Below are 22,561 nucleotides of genomic sequence, written 5' to 3'. Positions count from 1 at the left end.
AATCCATTGTGCATTTTGAATCAAAACAGTATGAAAATGTCAGTTCGAGTGATTTTGAGGGATGAAAAATCGTATCGAGAACTAATTAACAAGCCAAAATTCTTATTCTCGATATAAATTTTACTCATTTCAATCGTAAAATCCACTCGAATTGACAGAATTTTATAAAAAAGTACAACGAGTATTATTAATACTATTACTTACTTTTATTGTTTTAATTCTAAGATTTTGCTACTTTCCCTACCGTAACCCACTATTTCTAAATGGTCTTTTGATAAGTTTATTACCGCATACGATGTTTCTTCAGTATCAACCATTCCTTTCATTGTAATAAAATGCACTCCATTTTTAATTCCATAATTACCCTCATGGTTATGGCCGTTAATGTAAGCTTTAACTACATTGTACTTTTCAATCACTGTAAGTACTTCACTTGCATTCCATAAATTGTGTATGTTTTCCGGAAATATTGGAAAATGACTATACAATATTACTTTTTCATTATTTTCAGTTGCTGCTCTTAAAACAGATTCCAGCCATTGCATTTGAGCCTTTCCCATTGCTCCATTCCATTTAGGAGAAGTTATATTATTTTCTACATAGTACTCCTCAGCCATTTTATAATCATATGAATTTTTTGGATAGGCATGAAAACTGATATCGTTACCATTTAGAACGACAAATCTCCAGCCTTTTACTTCAAAATCATAATATTCAGATGACAACCCCATTTTTTTTACCACTTCTGATTTTCTCTCATCAATTACAGAAAAATCATGATTACCCAATACATGATATTTTGGCATTTTCAGTTTGTCATAAATTGGCCCGACAACATCAAAACTTTCCCAATCCTTGTCAATAAAATCACCTAAATGAATAGTAAATTCAAGGTCTAACGTATTTAATTGATGTACACATTTTTTTAATTTGCTGTCAGAAATATTGTAATATCTAATACCTACTTTTTCAGCATTGCAATACTGACAATCTGCAATAACTCCAAATGAAAAACTTTCATTGTCTTTAGACTCTTTTGATGTTTTCATGGCACAAGAGGATAGGGTAATTATTAAAAGAAATAATATTGAAACTTTAAAAATATCCATATTAATAGTTTAAAATTTCAACAATGGCATCTTCTAGTTTGCTTTTGCCTAAATACTGAGCTTCTAATTGTGGTTCAAACGGTATTGGTGTTTCTATACTAGCCACACGTCTTACGGCGGCATCTAAAAATTCAAAACAATTTTCATGAATCAAAGCTGAAATATCACTGGCAATACCTCCAAAAAGTGAGTCTTCTTGTACAACTATTGCTTTTCCAGTTTTTTTAACTGACGTAAAAATAGTTTGGGTATCAAGTGGTTGTAATGTTCGTAAATCAATCACATCAGCTGAAATAGCTGGTTTTTTTTCCAACACTTCCAACACCCAATGTACCGCATATCCAAATGAAATAATCGTTAAGTTATTTCCTTTATTTAGCAACGCAGCTTTACCAAATGGTAATGTATAATAACCTGCGGGCACCTCTTGACGAATACTTCTATATAGGGCTTTATGTTCAAAAAACAACACAGGGTTTGGGTCTTCAATGGCAGTAGCCAATAATCCTTTAGCGTCATAAGGAAATGCCGGATAAACCACTTTTAAACCTGGTGTTTTAGTAAACCATGCCTCATTTGTTTGACTGTGAAAGGGTCCAGCCCCTACTCCTGCTCCACATGGCATTCTAATAACAACATCAGCATTTTGACCCCACCTGTAATATGATTTTGCCAATAAATTTACTATGGGATTAAATCCGGAGCTTACAAAATCAGCAAACTGCATCTCAACAACCGACTTATAGCCGTTAATAGACAGCCCATAAGCGGCAGAGACTATGGCGGATTCACAGATGGGAGTATTTCTTACACGTTCTTTACCAAATTCATCAACAAAACCTTCTGTAATTTTAAAAACACCACCATATTCCGCTATATCTTGCCCCATAATTACCAAATTATGGTGACGTTGCATACATTGTTTTAAACCTTGGGAAATTGCATCGATAAAACGAATATTCTCTCTATTATTATCAGTTTTAACTTCCTGATAATTAAATTCTTGAAACACATCATTTAATTCATTTTCTAAATTTGGTATTATTAGATTTTCATTAAATGCAATTTCTATATTTTCATTAATCTGATGGGTAATTTCCGATTTAAACTCCACCTCCATTTCTTCAGTTAAAATGTCTTTATTTTTCAGAAATTCTTGATAATTTTCTAACGGATCTTTGGTTGCCCAAGTGTCTAATAATTCTTGCGGAACATACTTGGTACCGCTTGCCTCTTCATGGCCTCTCATTCTAAAGGTTATAAATTCAATAAATACAGGTCTAGGGTTTTTACGTACACTTTTTGCAATTTCATCTACTTTTTGATAAACATCCAATACATTATTACCGTCTATAATATGGCTCTCCATTCCATACCCTTTAGCTCTTTCCGCCAATTGTTCACAATTAAATTGTTCGTTTACAGGTGTGGAAAGACCATATCCATTATTTTCGATACAAAATAGCACAGGCAAACTCCATACAGAAGCTACGTTCAACGCTTCATGAATATCTCCTTCGCTAGTACCGCCTTCCCCAGTAAATACAGCACAAATTTTATTGTTTTTTTTGAGCAAATTCCCTAATCCAATGCCATCTGCCACTCCAAATTGTGGTCCCAAATGAGATATCATCCCGATAATATTATATTCTTGAGTTCCAAAATGAAAACTACGGTCACGCCCTTTGGTAAAACCGCTGGCTTTTCCTTGCCATTGAGAAAATAATCGGTGCAACGGTATATTTCTTGTGGTAAAAACCCCCAAATTTCTGTGCATTGGTAAAATATACTCGTCAGCTTCCAACGCAGTTGTAACACCAACCGCAATGGCCTCTTGTCCAATACCGCTAAACCATTTTGATATTTTGCCCTGACGTAACAAGATAAGCATCTTCTCCTCTATTAATCGAGGTAAAAGCAATGCTCTGTAAAGTTCTAATAGCTTTTCTTCGGAAAGATCCTTTTTAAAAAACACTATTTAATCTTAAATTTGGATGAATAAAAAACGCTCTCAAATGTAATAAAAATTTTCCCGAAATGAATAGTATTCTAAGAAAGGGCAGAGAGTGATATACCAATTTAAATTTTGGCTTATTATGGTGAAATTTTTATTATACCTCACCCATAACTGCTAAAAAATAGCAGTTATGACCTCTCCAAAGGAGAGGTAAAATAGAATCCCCGAGGCAGAGCCATCGGGGAACTATCTAGATTAAAGCGTTTTATAAATTAAAATACTGTTCAATTAAATTTTATACGCATCAAAAATAGCGTGCATCAATCTTTTCTTATCGTTGATTACTTCTTCTAAAGAGATTGAAGTTTCAGTTCTCAGTACACCTTTTATATCGTCAATCCTAAAAATAACATCTTTGGCGTGTTTAGTATCCATTGCCCTTATCTTGCAAAAAACAGCAAATTTACCTGTTGTTAAATGTGCAACGGTTACTTCGGGTATTTTGTGTAATTCGTCAATAACGGATTGGGTGTATGACGATTTTTCGATAAATAAACCAATGTAGGCAATGAATGTATAATTCATTTTATCGTAATCCACGGTAAGTGTAGATCCTTTTATTACTCCCTCTTCTTCCATCTTCTTTACCCTAACGTGTATAGTTCCGGCAGATACAAGCAGTTTTTTTGCTATATCTGTAAATGGGGTTCGTGCGTTTTCTATTAGCACATCAAGTATTTGATGGTCTATTTCGTCTAATTTGAATTTTGACATATTACTGTATTTTCAATTAAAAGACTAATTTCTTAAATTTTATCTAAAAAAACTAATAAAAAGTGAATTAATTAACAAAAAGATTGCTTAAAGACGATTTGGAATTATAGACTTCGCCTTTTTTATTAATAATTGTATTGGCGTTATAATCGGATAAATCGTCTATTATTTCGATAGTAGGTTTAAAAACAATTTTACAATCTTCAAGTATTTCTTTAAAGATTACACCGACATCTACCATCTTATCTTCGTCTAACAACACAATATTTTTATAAATAACATCTAAATATTTTTTTTCGTTGTTGGGAATATTAAAGTAGGTTTCATAGTCTTTGTAATCTTTTTCAGTTGCAATAAAATATATACCAGCAACCAAACTCACAAAATTTAACTTTCTAACCTCTTCCCTATTATAATCATCTTGATAATGACCTGCTTCAATTAGAATGGTATTGTACCCTGCTTTTTGAAAATTATCTCCAGTCGCTGTTGGGTAGAACTCGTCCGTGTATCTGCCAATTTGATTTGGGATTATCTGTTCTAATGCAGCATACATTGAACTAATAACCGACATGGTAATTTTTCGACCCTCAGTTACTTGTCGCGATTCTTCCTCAGATGGAGCTAAAAAGGAAATGGTTGCTGGTTTGTCTCCCACACTAAAAATTGTACGTTGATCGTGTAAATTAAAACAAAATTTAGGATTAATTTTTTTTAAAACACCTTTTAAAATCTTACTCTCTGGGGCGGTACAGTCAACAGCATCACGATTCAAATCAATATTTTGAGCGTTTACCCGTGTGTAAACTTCAGCTCCATCAGGATTTAATATAGGTATAAAAACCAACGTGCATTCTCTTAGAATTTGTTTAACAGTACTATCGTTTTCATCAAGCCATTTGAAAATATCAAACAAAGCTTTGGTACCGGTACTTTCATTACCGTGCATTTGAGACCACAACAAAATTTTTGTTTTTCCATTGCCAACGGTAATACCATATATGGGAATTCCTTTAAATGAATAACCTAGTATTTCTGAAGAAAATATATTCGGTAGCTTCTTAATGATGGGTTCTATATCTTGAAATCTAATATATCTGCCAAAGAGGTTATTCTCTTTGTGATGAGCAGCCCAAGAAACTAAATTACTTAAATCCATTTTACAAATGTAAATAAAGAATTGTTTACAAATGTAAATAGCATCGAATAATAATCTCACTCAATAATTATATACTATTTACAATTGTAAACGCACAAACATTATGTTTACATAAATATTTATATATCAATATTTTATAATACTTAATTTAATGTTTTTAATTAGTCTATTTTACTATATTTTAATTCGAGTTCTTGTGGTTTTAATAGAATTGTTTACATTTGTTACATAAAAAATGTGCCTTGATAAACACCTTAGATTTTTCAAAACGTTTACAATTGGTAATGGACTATTACCAACTTTCTGCCGCTGCCTTTGCAGATAAAATTGAGGTGCAGCGGTCTAGCATCTCACATCTTTTATCTGGAAGAAACAAGCCCAGTTTAGATTTTGTGCTTAAAGTTTTGGATAAATTTAAAGAAGTGGAACTGTATTGGTTGTTAAATGGAAAAGGGACATTTCCTACACAAGAGCATCTTAACTCCTCCACTATTCAAAAAGCTTCTGATATTTCTACAAGTAAACAGCATAAGGAAATTGACAGAATAATAATTTTTTATAAGGATGGTAGTTTCAAAGATTACAATCAGGATGTGTTATAATATAGCGTAAAAAAACCTCACAAAAATTAAAATGTGAGGCTTTTGGAATTATAAACCTGCTGACAAGGCAAGTTCTGAAACTACTTTATATCCGCTATTCCTTGCTTAACAATAGCAATCAATTCTTCTTTATTGGATGAATTTAACTGTTCTTTACCTGCTTGAACTTGTTGTAACATCTGTTTTATAATAGCATCTGCCCCATATTTTTTGTACTGATTGGCTTTTGCAACAAAATCATCAACCATATTTTTGGTGGCTTTTAAGTTATCGCTTGTAGCTATCCATTGAAATGCTTGTCCGTATAGAGCTTGCACTTCTGGGTCTTGATTAAAAAACAATCCGCTGATAATTTTATCAGCTATAAACGGCATTTCTTGGCTTAAACGTTCATTAACATATACAGGCAGCAATCCGTTTAACATTCCTTTTTTGTCAAGGGGATTGGTAATTGCAACAACCTTATCCAAAGCTGCTCCTTTATCTATTTTATAGAGTGCAGCGATAGCATTAGACTTTACAGAATATGATTTGCTTTTTGTTGCTTCTTTAAAGATATTGGCATATTTTTTATCATCCAGTTTACCCAATACTTTAATAGCCTTTGCCTTAACTAATGTTTTATCATCAGACGTTGCCAAATTTTCGATAATTTTCAAAGTACTTTTATCTTTGCTCACATCAATTTTATCTAGAGCCAATATTCTTAAACCATAATACTTATCGTTTAAAGCATTCATTAAGGTTTTATAGGCTTCTTTATTATCTTGATCTGCTGCTAAAATTTCAATAGCATTCCTCCTGTCTAAAAAGTTAGCTTTTTTATTGTTGTATTGATAAATATAATTATCAATGGGTTTTTCATCTTTAATTTCAGCCAATAATATTTTATCGGCATCAATATTTATCAATTGGGGTTTGGTTTTGTACTTAATGGTGAATTTTTCTTCTTTGTTTTTAACGTTAATTTTATAACGTTCTGCAACACCATTTTCATAGACATCTATATCTAATGGAAATTCAAAAACTTTATCAGTGGTTTGTTTAATCAATACCGTTACCGATTTGTTTTCATCGTTATAAATATAACTTACATTTAATTTAGGGTGACCTGAATCAAAAAACCATTGGTTAAAGAAAGGGTTTAAATCCTTGCCACTAATTTCTTCCAATGCCAAACGTAATTGGTGAGCCTCTCCGGTTTGGTATTTGTTTGATATTAAATATTCCTTCAGTCCAGCAAAGAAAGCTTTATCACCTAAATAATGTCTCAACATGTGCAGAATTGCTCCTCCCTTGTTATAAGAAACCGCATCAAACATATCTTCGCGACTACCATAGTGAAAACGAACTAATTTCTTAGATTCATTACCTCCCATAAAATACCCTTGAACGTCATCATAGCGATGTGCGTCGGCATAATCTTTACCGTACTTATATTCTTGCCAAAGATATTCGCTGTAGTTTGCAAAAGATTCGTTCATGCTTAGGTTGCTCCAACTTTCGGCGGTAACCAAATTACCAAACCAATGGTGAATTGCCTCATGGGCAATAGTGTTTTCCCAGACATTCGTATCTATTAATTGCCCTGATGTCTGATTTGCATTTTCTGCATGTATCACAGCAGTAGTATTTTCCATAGCCCCACTTACATAATCTCTACATACAATCTGGGCATATTTTTGCCAAGGATATTCAATACCTGTCAACTCGGAAAAGAAAGTCAACATTTCAGGTGTATTACCAAAAATTTCTTTGGCGTAGGGTTCATATTCCTTTTCCACATAGTAATCTACCGCAATATCGTTCCATGTATCTTTAACAATTGCGAAATCACCAACTCCCATAAAAAACAAATAAGGTGCGTGGGGTTTGTCAAAATTCCAATAATCTGTTCTTGTTCCGTCACCATTTTCAGTTTGGCTTTCTAACAATCCATTAGATAAGGTAACGTATTTATTGGGAACGGTCATGTAAATTTCTTGTGTGGTCTTTTGGTTGGGGCTATCAATCGTAGGAAACCAACAGCTACTTGCCTCTGTTTCCCCTTGGGTCCAAATTTGTGTAGGTTTGTCAGGATCGGTTTCCAACGGATCAATAAAATACAATCCTTTAGCATCGCTTATTGCCGCACTACCCTCTTGCGTCACCTCTTCGGGCCTCGCTGTGTAAGTTATGTGCAGGGTATATTCCTCATCTTTAACAAAAAGGTTGTCTAATTTAATGGATAATTTATTGCCATCATAATCATATTTAAGGGCTTTACCATCTCTAGATACTTTATGAATCAACATTCCTTTAGCGTCCAACGTCACCGTTTGAACGGGATAAAAATGGGGTTTTAAAGTAATCCAGGCTTCACCTGCCATTTGACTTTTGGCATAATCAAATGAAACTTTTAATTTGGTATGAACCAAATCGTTTATTTTTTCTCTTTCAGCCCTATAAACTGTTTCAACTTTAGTTGTATCCTGTATTTGTGCAGATACTATATTTAAGGTTAGGAATAAAATTAAAATACTTAAAATTATTTTTTTCATTGGGTTTTAATTAAAATTAGGTCGCAAAGATAAACTTTTATACAATAAAAAAATCCTGAATACATGATGTATTCAGGATTTTTAACATTATGTTCAAACAAGTTTTATATCTTGTTTTTTAACCTCTCCTTCCGCGTGTCGCCATAGCTTTACCGCGTTCGCTAAAAGCTTTAGCGGTTGCGAAGCGAAGGCACTGGGAGAGGTCGAAACTGCATTTTTCTTGCAGTTTCGGGTGAGGCTTACTATTTAATATTCTTTGCCAGATCCTTTAATCCTTTAAAGCTATCGCCATCTATATCTCCAATTTCATTCATCATTTTTAGAATTTTACCAGGTTCCATCTTATTACCAAGTACCCTAACCAGTGCAAAACCTTGCGATTTATCGTTGGCATAGACTATAAGTTCATCAATAGTATCATCATCTTCATTACCTTCATATTTAACTACAATGTTTCTACCTTTATCTTTAACACGCACCAACTCAACATATTTGTTGTCCTTTATAATTGTTTTTACTTTAGTGTTCTCTAAAGCATATTCTGCTTCGTTACTTTCATTCTTAACAAAAGCTAGTACATTGAGTTTCTTAATGGACTCTAACGTCTGTTGAGCCTCAGGAGATGCATTGTCTTTTAAACTCACCAAACTAGCCGGTAAATCTAATGAAACAAAGTTTTTATCATCTTGATTGTCAATATAATACTTTTGTAAAGATGGGCTACTTGCACATGATACAAATAATAGTATTATAATAGTTACTGATAGTAATTTAGTTATAGTTTTCATCTGTTTAAAATTTTATAGTTTACTGAAAATGAAGAAACTAAAAATTTCAGCACATTCAGGAATTTGCATAAAAAATTTAATCATTTCGGTTGATATAATGATGAAATTTTTTTATGCTCATTTCATATTTTAATTATTTATTGTCATTCCGAGGTACGAGCCCGCCTGCCGGACGGGCAGGGAATCTTTTAAATTCTACTGCCTCGATATTAAATTATTGATTTGCCAAAACTTTAATAATGAAGGCTTAATTTTTCTTTTTTAAGTCTTTAAGATGCTCACCACCTTGAATATTCATTTGTTTTGTAAGTTCAGAGATTTTATTCAGATCAATATCTCCGGTTATAGAAACAATTACCGCTTCGGGTTTACGATCTTCACCACCCATATTGGCACTAATACCATCAACAAACATAAAAAGTTCTTTTACATGGTCTGAATCCTTACCCTCTTTAATGTAAATTTTTACATTTCCTTCTTTGTCTTTAACACTCATTAACTCAGATAAATTAGATGACTTTAAATAACTTGTTACTTTAGCTTTCATATCAGCCGCAATAGAAGCATTTTCTGTCGCTAATACTCTTAGGTTGTCAAGACTACTTACCAAACTAATATATTCTTTGGCTTCTTGAGTTTCTCCTGATACTTTTGTCATAAGCTCGAACATCTTTTTGTTTACCGTTACCACGGATACATCATCCATTTCGGCAAACTTATCAAATGTAGTTTGTGCAAAAGTGAACAATGGTGTTAGTACTAATGCAAGTGCGATAATTAAATTTTTTGTCTTCATTTTATTATTTATATTTTTCATGATTTCTATTTTTTATTACTGTTTGTCATTCCTGTGAAAGCAGGAGTTTTTTTAATGTTACTCTAATCTTAATCTACTTAAAAACTTTACTCGTTGCTTTATCAAACTCTTGTAATCCAGCAATGGCAATATTTTCTCCTTTATTTAGATTTTGAGAAATCAATTGGAATGCTTTCTGAGTTTCTTGATAGGCCAATTCGGCTTCTAGGCGTTCAGCATCGGTTAATGAATTATCATTATTAAATGTATAAACGCTAATTAATAATACAGCGGCAGCGGCTACAGATGCCCATTTCCAATACGGTTTTTTAGTTTTTAAAGGAATGGTCTTTGTAAAACGTTCTGTGCTACTTTCGTCAAAGTAATTGAACATCGCTTTATATTCAAGCAAATGTGCAGGTACTTTATGTTGTTGAAAATAAGTTGCCAATACTTGTTCTTCTTTTAAAGAAGTTTCGGCATTTTCATATTTTTCAATCAGTTTTTCTATGTTATTTAATTCCATAGTTATGTTGTTTTATTAATTGTTGTCTTATTGTTTTTCTTGCCCTAGACAATGCTACTCGTACTGCTGTTGGCTGTAAGTCAAGAATCTTGCCAATTTCTTCAAACTCAAAATTCTCAACATCTCTTAACTGTATTATTAATTTTTGCTTTTCCGGTAAATTTTCAATTAGTTCATGCACCTTGTTAACGCTGTCTTTAATTTCCAAATCATGTTCTAACGAAACATTATTGTCCTTATAGTTATTATGCACTAATTTTAAATTATTTGAACGTTTTGCTTTTAATTGGTCCAAACAATAATTTTTGGTCATTGTCATGGCAAAAGCTTCAACACTGCTATAATTATCTAATTTATTTTTATTCTTCCACAATTTTAAGAATAATTCTTGTGTAGCATCTTCCGCTTCATCTATAGATACCAACAATCTTTTAGCGAGTCTAAAAACTTTATCTTTTAAAGGTAAAACTGTATTTAAAAATTCAGTTTGTTGCATTTTGGTTTGGTTATTGATAGTTATTTTAACACTATACAAAATTAAGACGAACAACTATTACTTTTGTTACATCGCAAATATCAATTGTAATTATTTTTGTTAAATTGCGACAAAATTTAAAAAAACACTATATGAAGAAATTTGTAATTACCGCAGTAGCACTATTTACCTTAATATTTGTCAGTTGTGATAAAAATGCCGATGACCCAAAAGAACCTACGGTTGAATTAAACAATGAAATTAATGATTTTGTATGGCGAGGGATGAACACACATTATTATTGGCAACAAGACATATCAAATTTAGCTGATACTAAAAATGACGATACTAACGAGTACAATTCATATCTAAATGGATATAATGATCCTGAGGCTTTGTTCGAATCATTGTTGTTTCAAAAAGGCACAACCGATAGATTTTCATGGTTTATAGAGGATTACAGAGCACAAGATGCTTCTTTTAGAGGTGTTAACGATGCTTTTGGTTTTGAATTTGCTCTAGCCAGGGTTAGTGATACAAGTAATGATGTAATAGGTTACATTACTTATGTGGTTCCCAATACCCCAGCTTCTGAAGCAGGACTGAAAAGAGCCGACGTTTTTAATGTTTTTAACGATGTTGAATTAAATCTTGACAATTATAGTATTGTAAATAAATACTATAGCGATAATACTATTTCTATGAAATTTGCAACAATTCAGAACGGATCTGTTGTCTCTAATGGAAAAGAAGCTAATTTAACGGTTCGGCAGGTTGTTGAAAATCCTGTACATTATTCAAGTGTTTTAAATATTGGAGGTAAAAAAGTAGGTTACTTGGTATATAATAGTTTTAAATATACTTTCCATAACGAGTTAAATGAAGTTTTTGGTACTTTTAAATCAGAAGGTATTCAAGAATTAGTATTGGATTTGAGGTATAACGGTGGTGGCTCGGTTTTAACTTCGGCATATTTGGCCAGTATGATACATTCTGGTGCAACAACAAATGAAGTTTTTGCCAAATTAATCTACAATAGTAAAAATAGCGATGAAAATTCAGCCTATCCATTTTTTAATAAAGGAAGGATTTATGATATAGATGGTAACGCCCAACAAGAAATTACGTTAAACAGGTTATCTACTTTAAGTAGAATTTATGTAATAACTTCTGATGATACCGCCTCTGCAAGTGAAATGGTTATTAATGGTCTTTCACCCTATATCCAGGTTATCAAAGTAGGTACCACTACTTATGGTAAAAATGTTGGGTCATTTACGGTGTACGATTCGCCTACTTTTGGCAGTAATAATATTGATCAAAGTCACACAAATGCTATGCAGCCAATTACTTTTAAGATTTTCAACAAATTAGATCAAAGTGATTATACTCTAGGGTTTAATCCAGACATTGAACAGATTGAGTATGTTTCTGCAATGAAACCTTTTGGTGATGTTAACGAACCATTATTAAAAAGAGCTTTAGATAATATTTCTGGTGCTGCTAGTAAAGCACAACAATTAAAAGATCTTGAGTTAAAAACAGAACAAGTATTCAGTTCTTCTGATAAGAGACAGTTTTCTAAAGAGATGTATATTATTCCAAATGAAATGAATCAATAATCATAAATAATACTAATTACAAGGCTCATTTTATAATATTTAAAATGAGCCTTGTTTTATTTGAGAAGAATGCGATTAGATAAATACTTATGGGCAACACGATATTATAAAACACGTAGTAAAGCTACTGAAGCCTGTAAAAAAGGACATATAAAAATAAATGGTACCAACTGTAAGCCATCAAAAGATGTTTTTGTTGGAGAAAAGATTTTAGTCAGAAAAAATCAAATAAATTATGAGCTGGAAGTGCTGGATTTACCACCAAATCGTGTTGGAGCAAAACTAGTTGATCTTTATCGCAAAGATACTACACCAAAAGAGGCGTTTGAAAACTTAGAAGTGCTGAAATATTCCAAGGAATATTACCGTAAAAAAGGAACAGGTCGCCCTACTAAAAAAGACAGAAGAGATATTGAAAATTATACAGAGGAATAAAGATGATACTTTTGCTTATAATTTACCATCAAATGTTGGTTATAGCAAGTACAGCTATGTAGTAATTTGGTATGTTGACTTTTCTGTTTCTTTTGGATATGCCATTGTAAAGTAATATTATAAATTTTTTATAATTTCCCTTTAAATTTTAGGTTTTAAATTATCAAATTTTATTACATTTGCACTCGCATTCAAATAAGGTTGTTCATTAATTTTTTGGAGAGGTGCCTGAGTGGCCGAAAGGAGCGGTTTGCTAAATCGTCGTACCTAGAAATAGGTACCCTGGGTTCGAATCCCAGTCTCTCCGCAATCAGATAAATCAATAGAGAAGATTTAGACCTCTCAATGTTGTCAAGTTCGCTTGTAAAAACATTGAGAGGTTTAAAGCTTAAAAAGTGTAATAGCACTTTTATTGATTTATATGCAGTATGTGGTAAATGGGATCAACGAAGTTAATCCTACATTACATTCATTAAGTATTTCTTTTGTGTTTGAAATTTGAAATACTTATTTTTTAGATAACCATTTCGGGGTGTAGCGTAGCCCGGTTATCGCGCCGCGTTTGGGACGCGGAGGTCGCAGGTTCGAATCCTGCCACCCCGACAAATTTTATTTAATGGTGGCATAGCTCAGCTGGATAGAGCACCTGCCTTCTAAGCAGGCGGTCCTAGGTTCGAATCCTAGTGCCATCACTTAAAAGCCTTACTTTTTGTAGGGCTTTTTTTGTTTGATAGCACTTAGATTTTATATATATTAAAAAATTACTTATATTAGAATATCACTCATTAAAATAAACATGAAAAAACTATCACAAAAAGAAATAGATAAAAATTTAGAGAATCTACCCAATTGGCAATTTAGGGGCAATGGTATTGAAACCACTTTAGAATTTGAAACTTTTAAAGATTGTTTTACGATTATGACCCGAATTGCCTTTGAAGTTGAGGCACAAAATCATCATCCAGAATGGTTGAATGTATATAATACATTGTCAATAAGGTTATCTACCCATGATGCAGATGGTGTTACCGAAAAGGATTTTAAGTTGGCAAAAACCATTGAAAGTTTGATAAGTGGCGATTAGTTTTATTTTCTATCTTTACCAAAAATTTTGAAAATTGGATTTAACCAACCCCTTGGTCTATGGAGGGCCAGCTTTTATAGCTTTTATTTTACTGGAATTAGTCTATAGCAAAACGCACGATAACGATGAGTTGTACGAGTGGAAAGATCTGTTTGCAAGTGGTGCAATGGGTATTGGTTCTGCTATCATTGCTCCTTTGGTTAAAATTGTTTTCGCCATTGTTTTGTTCAGCTTTGTGTATGAGCTTTTTAATCCATTGGTAGATGGTGTTCGTACAAATATTATGGGTTGGCAATCTTTTGGTTGGGCTTGGTATATTTGGTTGATTTGCCAATTGTTAGATGATTTTTCTTACTATTGGTTCCATCGTGCCAATCATGAAGTGCGACTATTATGGGCAGCTCATATTGTACACCATTCTTCTGATAATTTTAATTTAGGCACCGCGGTTAGAAACGGTTGGTTTACCGTTTTGTACAAACCCTTCTTTTATATGTGGATTCCCGCTATTGGTTTCCATTACGAAATGTTAATCGTTTGTATGGGTATTGAAGCTCTTTGGCAATTTCAATTGCATACCAAATACGTTCCGAAGTTAGGCTTTTTAGAAAAGTTCCTCAATTTACATACACAACATCAAGTACATCATTCTAAGAACATAGAATATATGGATAAGAACCATGGTGGTTATTTGAATATTTTTGATAAAATGTTTGGCACATGGAAAGAACTGGACGAAAGTGTTGATATTGAATATGGTGTTACTAAACCACCATCATCTTACAATCCGTTAGTAATACTTACCCATGAATATGGAGATATTTGGAAAGATGTTAAAAAAGCGAAATCTTTTAAAGAAGGTTTTATGTACATATTTGGCCCTCCCGGATGGAGTCCTGATGGCAGTTCACTTACTGTAAAACAACAACAGCGTATATTAAAAGCAGAAAGTTTAAAAGCATCTACCATTGTTGCAGATAAATAATAACTATCTGAAATTTTCTATTTAATACTGATAATTTCTGTATAAGAAATAAATATCATACTATATCTATTTCCATAATTTTTGTAATATTATCTTTTAATTTTCTAACACTTATGGAGCAATACCTTATTTTCATCGTCATATTTATTATTTCATTGTTTATTGGAGCTTTTATTGGTAAATTATTGACCAAAGTAGCATCAGAAAAGGAAAAATCCGCTCTTATTGAACGTAACAATATTCTCAACACTATAAAGGAAAATTCCGAAAAAACCATTTCTGAACAACAACTGGAATTCAAAAGGTTACAGTCTGAAAAAGAAGATATTGTTAAGGTAAATATTCAACAAGATGCAGCTATCAATAACTTAAAAGAAAAATTATCTGAACAGAAAAGTGAATTGGAGAATATTCAAGAAAAGTTTACCAAAGAGTTTGAAAATTTAGCCAATAAAATCTTAGAGGAAAAATCAAGCAAATTTACTGAGCAGAATAAGGAGAATTTAAAAAACATTTTAAATCCGCTGAATGAGAAAATTAAACTTTTTGAAGATAAAGTAGATAAGACACATAAAGAAAGTATTGATTATCATGCTGCCTTACGCCAGCAAATAATTGGGTTGAAAGAATTAAATGAGCAGATGAGCAAAGAAGCGGTAAATTTAACCAAAGCCTTAAAAGGTGATAGTAAAACTCAGGGTAATTGGGGCGAACTCATTTTGGAAAGAGTACTTGAAAAGTCGGGATTAGAAAAAGATAGAGAGTATTTTATGGAGAAAAGTTTTGATTCAAACTTAGAAAATAAAACTAGAGTACGACCGGATGTTATAATCAATCTACCAGACAATAAAAAGATGATAATTGATTCCAAGGTATCCTTAACTGATTATGAACGTTATGCAAATGCGGAAGATGAATTAGAAAAAGCTAGGTTTTTAAGGGATCACATCAATTCACTTAATAGACATGTATCTCAATTGTCAGAAAAGAAATATGAAGATATTTATGAAATTGAATCACCCGATTTTGTGTTGCTTTTTGTGCCAATAGAGCCAGCTTTCGCCATTGCGATAAATACAGATAATCAACTATACAATAAAGCTTTTGAAAAAAATATAGTTATCGTTACTCCTTCCACATTATTAGCGACTTTACGGACCATTGACAGTATGTGGCAAAATGAAAAACAACAGCGTAATGCTATTGAAATTGCAAGGCAAGCAGGGGGGTTATATGATAAATTTGAAGGTTTAATGAATGATTTAATCAATGTTGGGAAAAGAATTGATTCCTCTAAAGCTGAATATTCATCTGCAATGAATAAACTATTTGAAGGAGATGGAAATTTAATCAGGAGAGTTGAAAAAATTAAAAAACTGGGTGCTAAGGCAAAAAAATCGTTGCCTGAAAAAATAATAGAAAGGGCTAATGACAATGATTAATGTAAGATAACGAATATTAATTATGAGACGAAGAACATATCACATTCATCATTAAAGCATAAATTATGTTTTTTTAAGTTAGAAATTATTAAAATCTAAAAGGGGTTAAAAGATTGTGATAGTGCCATAAAAAATTAGAGAATAAAAAAGCGAGCTTGAAGGCTCGCTTTTTTCATGACTTAAAAATATGTTCATGCTTTAAATAATGGTCTATCACTCATCATTTCATTAACTTTTTCAGCTACAGTCTCTAAAACTTCATCATTTTCATAATTGTTGATTACTTCATCAATAAAATCAACAATTACTGTCATATCTCCTTCCTTGAGTCCACGTGTGGTAACCGCAGCTGCACCTATCCTTATTCCTGAAGTTACAAAAGGTGACTGTGTATCGAAAGGAACCATGTTCTTATTAACCGTAATATCAGCTTTTACCAAGGCATTTTCAGCCTCTTTACCTGTAATATTTTTATTACGAAGATCAATCAACATCATGTGATTGTCAGTTCCACCGGAAATTAAGTGATAATCTTTTGCAACAAATGCTTTTGCCAAAGCAGCGGCATTCTTCTTTACCTGTAATTGATAATGCAAAAAATCATCAGTTAAGGCTTCACCAAAAGCAATAGCTTTTGCAGCGATAATATGCTCTAATGGCCCACCTTGATTACCTGGAAAAACAGCCGAATTTAAAAAAGATGACATCATCTTTGGCTTACCGTTTTTTAATTTAATGCCCCAAGGGTTTTCAAAATCTTTGCCCATCATTATCATCCCCCCTCTCGGTCCACGTAAGGTTTTATGTGTAGTTGTGGTTACCACATGACAATGCGGTAATGGATCATTCAAAATACCTTTGGCAATTAATCCCGCGGGATGGGAAATATCGGCAACCAACAATGCTCCAACACTATCAGCAATTTCTCTAAACTTTTTGAAATCAATATCCCTAGAGTAAGCAGAAGCACCAGCAATGATTAATTTTGGATTTTCTTTGTTGGCAGTTTCTTGGATTTTATCATAATTTAAAACACCAGTTTCTTTTTCAACACCATAAAACGAGGTTTTGTACAGTGTACCTGAAAAATTTACAGGTGAACCATGAGTTAAATGACCTCCATGTGATAAGTCGAAACCCAATATTTTATCTCCTGGCTTTAGCAGAGCAAAGAATACTGCAGAATTTGCCTGAGAACCAGAATGCGGTTGTACATTTATATATTCTGCCCCAAAAAGTGCTTTGGCCCGGTCAATGGCAATTTGTTCTACTACATCAACTACTTCACAACCACCATAATAACGTTTTCCAGGATAACCTTCAGCATATTTGTTGGTTAAAACAGATCCAGCTGCTTCCATAACTTGTTCACTTACAAAGTTTTCTGAAGCAATTAGTTCTAGTCCGTTAAGTTGTCTTTGTTTTTCTTCTTCTATTAAATCAAAAATTTGTTGATCGCGTTGCATTGTAAAAAAAATAAGTTTGTTAATTTGATGCCAAAAGTACTAATTTCATTTTGCAAAAACATATAATCTTATATATTTGAATAAAAATAACTCAACATTAAAAAAATGAAAATAAAAGCTAACGATCCGAAAAGAAAAACATGGTTAACCGTAAAAGAAGATTCCGATTTCCCAATACAAAACATTCCTTTTGGTGTATTTTTAACCAGAGATGATATTATTACTATTGGAACTAGAATTGGTGATTATGCCATTGACCTAGGAGCGTTACATCAACTAGGGTATTTTAAGGATATTCCTCTAACAGACGATATTTTTTTACAAGATACTCTAAATGACTTTATTGCCGATGGACGAATTACTTGGCGGTCAGTAAGAAATAGAATAGCCGAAATATTTGATGCAAATAATAATATTTTAAAAGATAATGCCGAGCATAAGGATCGGATTATCTTCACTATGGAAGAAATTGAGATGCAATTGCCCGTAACCATTGGTGATTATACCGATTTTTATGCAAGTAAAGAACATGCCACTAACGTTGGTAGTATTTTTAGGGATCCTGAAAATGCTTTAATGCCAAACTGGTTACATATTCCAATAGGTTATCACGGCAGAAGTTCATCAATTATAACTTCGGGTACTCCTATAAAAAGACCAAATGGGCAGACTAAGCCTAAAGATGCAGATAAACCTACTTTTGGCCCTTCCAAGTTGGTAGATTTTGAACTGGAAATGGCTTTTATAACTACTGATGTAAATAAATTAGGAGAAACAATTAAACTTGAAGAAGCCGAAGAATACATTTTCGGACTGGTGCTATTTAATGATTGGAGTGCTAGAGATATTCAAGGATGGGAATATGCCCCATTAGGACCTTTTTTAGGAAAAAGTTTTGCCTCTACCATTTCACCATGGATAGTCACATTGGATGCTCTAGAGCCTTATAGAACCAACAGTCCTAAACAAGAACCTACACCACTACCCTATTTGCAACAGTCGGGCAATAGAAGTTTAGATATAAAATTACAAGCTTTTATTCAACCAGAAAATGGAGAAGAAACCTTAGTTTCAAACTCCAATTTCAAATATATGTATTGGACAATGGCCCAGCAATTGACCCATCACACCAGCAATGGCTGTAATGTCAGAGCTGGAGATATGATGGGTTCAGGTACTATTTCAGGACCAACCAAAGAAAGTTACGGTTCTATGTTGGAACTTACTTGGGCCGGTAAAAACCCTATCAAATTAAAAGATGGTTCTGAACGTAAGTTTATTAATGACAACGATACAGTTATTTTACGTGGTTACTGTAAAAATGACAATAGAAGGATTGGTTTTGGGGAGTGTACAGGCAAAATACTACCGGCTATTAATTATAATAATTAATTATTTTAATTTTTTTATATCTAAATCCTTTTAAACCAATAGATTTCTTCTTGATAAAAATGTTAAATTTGTAGTAAACCAACTTAAATTTACTATGAAGAACTCATTGATCAAATCATTCTCCTCCATATTTTTAGGAGTTTTAATTATTTCTTGTGGTGGTACGCAAAAAACTACGAGCCATTTACAATCGGGCAATTATACAAAAGCATTCAATACTGCAGTTGCACAACTCAGTAAGGATAAAACTAAAAAATCCAACCAAAAACAGATTCCATTATTAAAAGAAGCTTTTATCAAAGCTGAAGCTTCTGATTTGGCAGAAATAAAATCGTTACAAAAAAATAAAACTCCTGAAAATCTTAAAAAAGTTTACGGTAACTATTTAAACTTGGATATCCGCCAAGATGAAGTTAGAGTTTTAGAGCCATTATATTATGAAGATAAAGAAATGGTCTTTGACTTTAAAGATTATACCAGAGAAATAGCTTCAGCAAAGAAAAATTACTCTGAAAGCCTTTATAGTAAAGCTCAAAAATTAATGAAAGGAAATACTTTAGAAGCTCGTGAAGCTCACAAGTATCTAAAAGATTTAATGTATGTAAATCCTGATTATAAATCTAATCTCAATGATTTATTACAAAAAGCTAAAAATAAAGGAAGTAGTTTTGTATTGGTCAACCTAATAAATAACATTAAAGAAATTTCTAAAGACAGTATAGACCATTTAAACAAAATTAATTCATCAAATTTTGACAATCAATGGGTTATTTATCATGATAAAAAAGACAGAAAAACTAGCTATGGTTATCAGGTTGATATTACCCTGAATAAATTAACTTTTGAACCTGAAAAAACCTTGGAAGAAAAGGTGCCGCAAGAAGGTAGGATTCAAGATGGTTGGCAATATAAGTTAGACAGTAATGGCAATGTTATGAAAGACGATAAGGGTAATGATATAAAAATCCCGAAATATAAAGTGGTAAGAGCTGAGGTTATGCTGTATCAACAAAATAAATCTTCAAAAATTGATGGTACAATTAAAATTAAAGATTTAAAAAAGAATACAATGGTTGCCACGAAACCAGAGTTTGGTGAAGCTAAATTCCAACATACCTATGCCAAGTACAGGGGAGATCAAAGAGCTATAGACCAAAAATATTACGAAGCATTGAAGTCAAAAGCGGTCCCATATCCTAAAGATTACGAATTTATAAAATATTCATTAAGTAATTTTAAGCAAAAAGTTGATGCTTTGTTGAGTCAGCAGAAAATATAAATATAAAAAATAAACAAAAACCATCTAAGTTTAAATTAGATGGTTTTATTATTTGCTAAATCTTAAAAAAACTATGCACTTCTCTTGTTCTTAAATACAATATTATAAATTGCTTTAAAGAAATATTTAATATCGGTAGTGTAAGGATTTCTTAATTTTTCCTGTAGATATTCTCTCTCTGCCTGTAAAACACTATCAACGGCACCTTTTCTATCCAAAGCAACATAAGGTGGTACACAACCTGGTTTTTGTGCCAATCGTAATTTTTGTAAATCTTCTGGAATATCTTGAAAGTATCGCTGTGAAACTGGTCTTGCACCTACAAGCTTAAGTTCTCCTTTAAAAACATTGATTAATTGTGGTAACTCATCAACCCAATAACGTCTTAACACTTTACCCCATGGCACCAATCTGAAATCATCTGCAGGTTTACCAGTATCTGAGTAGCCATTAAGTTTTAATACATAATCTTGTAAGTATTCAGAGTACGGGTGCATGGTTCTTAGCTTATAAACACCAATGATTTTACCATTTTTACCAACCCTTTTCATTTTAAATAAGGGGCCATAACTAGGGTTCATATCATAAACCGGTTCTTTAACCTTTTTTGCAACAAAATAATGGATGCCATCTATAACTTTCACATCTACAATGTCAAAACCGCACGAAACCAACCTACCTAAGGCTTCAGCTTTAGACAATAATCTATTTTTACCTTTAGTTGTAAAGAAGTATAATTTCTTTAAAACCGGCATTTTTGGAAAAACTCTTTTAAACAAGAATTCAAAACCAAAATACAACCTACTTATAAAAGGAATTTTATTTATTGGGTGATTTTCCGCCCGAGAATTAAACGTTTCAAAATTCCCTAATAAAATTCCATTAATTGGCAGTTTAGAATTAACTTCTTCAAACTGCTTATTAATTAGTCTAAAATTATTTACCTTATTCAGTAAAACAATATTTTCAATACCATCAAAATCACTATAAGCGGATAAAACTTTATTTTTTGATATTATTAAATTTTTAATAGAAGATATGTTGATAAATTTTTTGTAAAAATCGTATGCTTCTTTACCTACTTCTTCAACAATAAGTTCTTTGTTGTTAGAATTTAATGCTCTTTGAAGTACTTCAATTTCAGAGTATTTATTAAAAGCTTCTAAAAAGTCCGATTTCCATTCAGAGAACACTTTAACTGGAACACCTTCTTTTTTACAAACATCATTTTCACTAACATCACCAATCAAGCTATCAACAACAATTCTTATTTTTTCAAGTGAAGAGAAATCTGAAGCGTTTTTCTTTCTACTTAACTTATTTGTCAATAAGCGAAGCTTAGAAACATCTTCGTTTTTAGAATTAAAATCAGCTTGAAAAGCATGATTCAAAACTATATCATTTTTCAAATGGATATAATCGTCAAGAAATTTTTCAGATTCAAGTGTTTTGGTCGAGTAATTTTTAATCATAGCAAATATAGTTTTTTAATTAAACTTTAATCTTTAAAGCATTAATAGGCAAAAACCTATTTGACATACCAAAATGTATGCCACAAAATAATTTAGTTAAAGAAAAATAGTTGAAAGAAAAATAAACTATATAAAAAGTAAGAAAGGCCTCAAATTGTATTTTTTTTCTAGAAAAAAAATACATTTTGTTTAACCATTTCAATATATACTTATAAGTTGTAAGTATCATTTTATAGGGGGTTCTTTTTAATAGCTAACACAAATATAAATAAAATATTTTAATTATTGCAATAAAATGTTAAAAAATGTTAAATCCATTTGTTGTTGATTCTTAGATGGTTACAGTATGAAAAAGTATTTTTTTACGTAAAAGGCTTTCTTTATCACCTTTTTAAGGTTTTGCATGACCAAATTCCTTTGTCCATTTTATAATCCCGTCATTCCACCGTTGAAGGTGAAAGATAAACATAATTTTCTCTGGTAGTTCATTTATTTCTAGATACTGAATTATATCATTGGTTGCGTGGAAAGTTAAATTAAAATCAACCCTATCCCTGACACTAACTTTATGTCCGTCGCACTTCCTACCTGTGTCCGTCAAATAAAAAAACTCTTTTAAAATCAACATCAAAATAAGGTTCTCCAAATATACCAAAGA

The 22,561-nt window shown here is 32.1% G+C and carries 20 protein-coding genes and 3 tRNA genes; 12 read left to right on the top strand and 11 right to left on the bottom strand.

Annotated elements, in window-relative coordinates:
* Positions 1–206 precede the first annotated feature (206 nt).
* The 4 genes from UMM65_RS02200 to UMM65_RS02185 form a co-directional block, all read right to left on the bottom strand.
* Entirely contained in the window at positions 207–1,109 is a 903-nt protein-coding gene (locus UMM65_RS02200; RefSeq protein WP_321974830.1) for a metallophosphoesterase, read from the bottom strand.
* Position 1,110: 1 nt separating this feature from the next.
* A complete protein-coding gene (locus UMM65_RS02195) occupies positions 1,111–3,087 on the bottom strand; it encodes an alpha-ketoacid dehydrogenase subunit alpha/beta (RefSeq protein WP_415859546.1) in 1,977 nt (658 codons plus the stop codon).
* A 267-nt stretch (positions 3,088–3,354) separates the two neighbouring features.
* Complete coding sequence (locus UMM65_RS02190) at positions 3,355–3,840, bottom strand: Lrp/AsnC family transcriptional regulator (RefSeq protein ID WP_321974828.1); 486 nt, start codon at positions 3,838–3,840, stop codon at positions 3,355–3,357.
* A 67-nt stretch (positions 3,841–3,907) separates the two neighbouring features.
* Positions 3,908–4,999, bottom strand: coding sequence for a M14 family metallopeptidase (locus UMM65_RS02185; RefSeq protein ID WP_321974827.1), 1,092 nt, complete (start codon positions 4,997–4,999; stop codon positions 3,908–3,910).
* 242 nt (positions 5,000–5,241) lie between these two features.
* Between UMM65_RS02185 and UMM65_RS02180 the strand changes: the two genes are divergently transcribed.
* A complete protein-coding gene (locus UMM65_RS02180) occupies positions 5,242–5,601 on the top strand; it encodes a helix-turn-helix domain-containing protein (RefSeq protein ID WP_321974826.1) in 360 nt (119 codons plus the stop codon).
* 80 nt (positions 5,602–5,681) lie between these two features.
* On the opposite strand, the gene UMM65_RS02175 is transcribed toward UMM65_RS02180, so the two are convergent.
* The 5 genes from UMM65_RS02175 to UMM65_RS02155 form a co-directional block, all read right to left on the bottom strand.
* Positions 5,682–8,141, bottom strand: a complete 2,460-nt coding sequence (locus UMM65_RS02175; protein ID WP_321974825.1) for a M1 family metallopeptidase — start codon at positions 8,139–8,141, stop codon at positions 5,682–5,684.
* Between the two features lie 242 nt (positions 8,142–8,383).
* Positions 8,384–8,929: a DUF4252 domain-containing protein gene (locus UMM65_RS02170; protein WP_321974824.1), complete on the bottom strand. Its 546-nt coding sequence runs from the start codon at positions 8,927–8,929 to the stop codon at positions 8,384–8,386.
* Between the two features lie 247 nt (positions 8,930–9,176).
* Positions 9,177–9,746, bottom strand: a complete 570-nt coding sequence (locus UMM65_RS02165) for a DUF4252 domain-containing protein (protein ID WP_321974823.1) — start codon at positions 9,744–9,746, stop codon at positions 9,177–9,179.
* Positions 9,747–9,819: 73 nt separating this feature from the next.
* Positions 9,820–10,251: a hypothetical protein gene (locus UMM65_RS02160; RefSeq protein WP_321974822.1), complete on the bottom strand. Its 432-nt coding sequence runs from the start codon at positions 10,249–10,251 to the stop codon at positions 9,820–9,822.
* Positions 10,238–10,747 (bottom strand): RNA polymerase sigma factor, encoded by a 510-nt coding sequence (locus tag UMM65_RS02155; protein ID WP_321974821.1) that lies wholly within the window; start codon positions 10,745–10,747, stop codon positions 10,238–10,240. The genes UMM65_RS02160 and UMM65_RS02155 overlap by 14 nt, the downstream gene beginning before the upstream one ends.
* Before the next feature lie 131 nt (positions 10,748–10,878).
* Between UMM65_RS02155 and UMM65_RS02150 the strand changes: the two genes are divergently transcribed.
* From UMM65_RS02150 to UMM65_RS02110, 9 genes are all read left to right on the top strand, one after another.
* Positions 10,879–12,348 carry a S41 family peptidase gene (locus UMM65_RS02150; RefSeq protein ID WP_321974820.1) on the top strand — a complete coding sequence of 490 codons (1,470 nt, stop codon included), beginning with the start codon at positions 10,879–10,881 and terminating at the stop codon, positions 12,346–12,348.
* A gap of 69 nt (positions 12,349–12,417) precedes the next feature.
* On the top strand, positions 12,418–12,783 hold the full coding sequence (locus tag UMM65_RS02145) for an RNA-binding S4 domain-containing protein (protein WP_321974819.1): 366 nt from the start codon (positions 12,418–12,420) through the stop codon (positions 12,781–12,783).
* Positions 12,761–12,898: a DM13 domain-containing protein gene (locus UMM65_RS02140; protein WP_321974818.1), complete on the top strand. Its 138-nt coding sequence runs from the start codon at positions 12,761–12,763 to the stop codon at positions 12,896–12,898. Before UMM65_RS02145 ends, UMM65_RS02140 begins: the two co-directional genes overlap by 23 nt.
* 103 nt (positions 12,899–13,001) lie before the next feature.
* Positions 13,002–13,090, top strand: a tRNA-Ser gene (locus tag UMM65_RS02135).
* Between the two features lie 221 nt (positions 13,091–13,311).
* Positions 13,312–13,386: transfer RNA gene (locus UMM65_RS02130), tRNA-Pro, on the top strand.
* 15 nt (positions 13,387–13,401) lie between these two features.
* Positions 13,402–13,475, top strand: a tRNA-Arg gene (locus tag UMM65_RS02125).
* A 104-nt stretch (positions 13,476–13,579) separates the two neighbouring features.
* Positions 13,580–13,867: a 4a-hydroxytetrahydrobiopterin dehydratase gene (locus tag UMM65_RS02120; protein ID WP_321974817.1), complete on the top strand. Its 288-nt coding sequence runs from the start codon at positions 13,580–13,582 to the stop codon at positions 13,865–13,867.
* A 34-nt stretch (positions 13,868–13,901) separates the two neighbouring features.
* Complete coding sequence (locus UMM65_RS02115; RefSeq protein WP_321974816.1) at positions 13,902–14,852, top strand: sterol desaturase family protein; 951 nt, start codon at positions 13,902–13,904, stop codon at positions 14,850–14,852.
* A gap of 113 nt (positions 14,853–14,965) precedes the next feature.
* On the top strand, positions 14,966–16,294 hold the full coding sequence (locus tag UMM65_RS02110; RefSeq protein ID WP_321974815.1) for a DNA recombination protein RmuC: 1,329 nt from the start codon (positions 14,966–14,968) through the stop codon (positions 16,292–16,294).
* 191 nt (positions 16,295–16,485) lie between these two features.
* Here the strand turns inward: UMM65_RS02110 and glyA are convergent, their stop codons facing one another.
* Positions 16,486–17,760: a serine hydroxymethyltransferase gene (gene glyA, locus UMM65_RS02105; protein WP_321974814.1), complete on the bottom strand. Its 1,275-nt coding sequence runs from the start codon at positions 17,758–17,760 to the stop codon at positions 16,486–16,488.
* A 105-nt stretch (positions 17,761–17,865) separates the two neighbouring features.
* Between glyA and fahA the strand changes: the two genes are divergently transcribed.
* Together fahA and UMM65_RS02095 are read left to right on the top strand one after the other, a co-directional pair.
* Entirely contained in the window at positions 17,866–19,152 is a 1,287-nt protein-coding gene (gene fahA / locus UMM65_RS02100; protein ID WP_321974813.1) for a fumarylacetoacetase, read from the top strand.
* A 94-nt stretch (positions 19,153–19,246) separates the two neighbouring features.
* Complete coding sequence (locus UMM65_RS02095) at positions 19,247–20,431, top strand: hypothetical protein (RefSeq protein WP_321974812.1); 1,185 nt, start codon at positions 19,247–19,249, stop codon at positions 20,429–20,431.
* Positions 20,432–20,502: 71 nt separating this feature from the next.
* Here UMM65_RS02095 and UMM65_RS02090 read toward each other — a convergent pair whose 3' ends face one another.
* On the bottom strand, positions 20,503–21,903 hold the full coding sequence (locus UMM65_RS02090) for a sugar transferase (RefSeq protein ID WP_321974811.1): 1,401 nt from the start codon (positions 21,901–21,903) through the stop codon (positions 20,503–20,505).
* Positions 21,904–22,561: the final 658 nt, after the last annotated feature.

It is taken from the genome of Aureibaculum koreense, assembly GCF_034296135.1.
Classification (GTDB): Bacteria; Bacteroidota; Bacteroidia; order Flavobacteriales; family Flavobacteriaceae; genus Aureibaculum.
This window is presented reverse-complemented; position numbering and strand designations above follow the sequence as displayed.

Coding starts and splice junctions, on each gene's coding strand:
- UMM65_RS02190 (WP_321974828.1), bottom strand. CDS start 3,840: ATGTCAAAATTCAAATTAGACGAAATAGACCATCAAATACTTGATGTG.
- glyA (WP_321974814.1), bottom strand. CDS start 17,760: ATGCAACGCGATCAACAAATTTTTGATTTAATAGAAGAAGAAAAACAA.
- UMM65_RS02160 (WP_321974822.1), bottom strand. CDS start 10,251: ATGGAATTAAATAACATAGAAAAACTGATTGAAAAATATGAAAATGCC.
- UMM65_RS02120 (WP_321974817.1), top strand. CDS start 13,580: ATGAAAAAACTATCACAAAAAGAAATAGATAAAAATTTAGAGAATCTA.
- fahA (WP_321974813.1), top strand. CDS start 17,866: ATGAAAATAAAAGCTAACGATCCGAAAAGAAAAACATGGTTAACCGTA.
- UMM65_RS02185 (WP_321974827.1), bottom strand. CDS start 4,999: ATGGATTTAAGTAATTTAGTTTCTTGGGCTGCTCATCACAAAGAGAAT.
- UMM65_RS02165 (WP_321974823.1), bottom strand. CDS start 9,746: ATGAAAAATATAAATAATAAAATGAAGACAAAAAATTTAATTATCGCA.
- UMM65_RS02145 (WP_321974819.1), top strand. CDS start 12,418: ATGCGATTAGATAAATACTTATGGGCAACACGATATTATAAAACACGT.
- UMM65_RS02155 (WP_321974821.1), bottom strand. CDS start 10,747: ATGCAACAAACTGAATTTTTAAATACAGTTTTACCTTTAAAAGATAAA.
- UMM65_RS02175 (WP_321974825.1), bottom strand. CDS start 8,141: ATGAAAAAAATAATTTTAAGTATTTTAATTTTATTCCTAACCTTAAAT.
- UMM65_RS02150 (WP_321974820.1), top strand. CDS start 10,879: ATGAAGAAATTTGTAATTACCGCAGTAGCACTATTTACCTTAATATTT.
- UMM65_RS02170 (WP_321974824.1), bottom strand. CDS start 8,929: ATGAAAACTATAACTAAATTACTATCAGTAACTATTATAATACTATTA.
- UMM65_RS02200 (WP_321974830.1), bottom strand. CDS start 1,109: ATGGATATTTTTAAAGTTTCAATATTATTTCTTTTAATAATTACCCTA.
- UMM65_RS02110 (WP_321974815.1), top strand. CDS start 14,966: ATGGAGCAATACCTTATTTTCATCGTCATATTTATTATTTCATTGTTT.
- UMM65_RS02090 (WP_321974811.1), bottom strand. CDS start 21,903: ATGATTAAAAATTACTCGACCAAAACACTTGAATCTGAAAAATTTCTT.
- UMM65_RS02095 (WP_321974812.1), top strand. CDS start 19,247: ATGAAGAACTCATTGATCAAATCATTCTCCTCCATATTTTTAGGAGTT.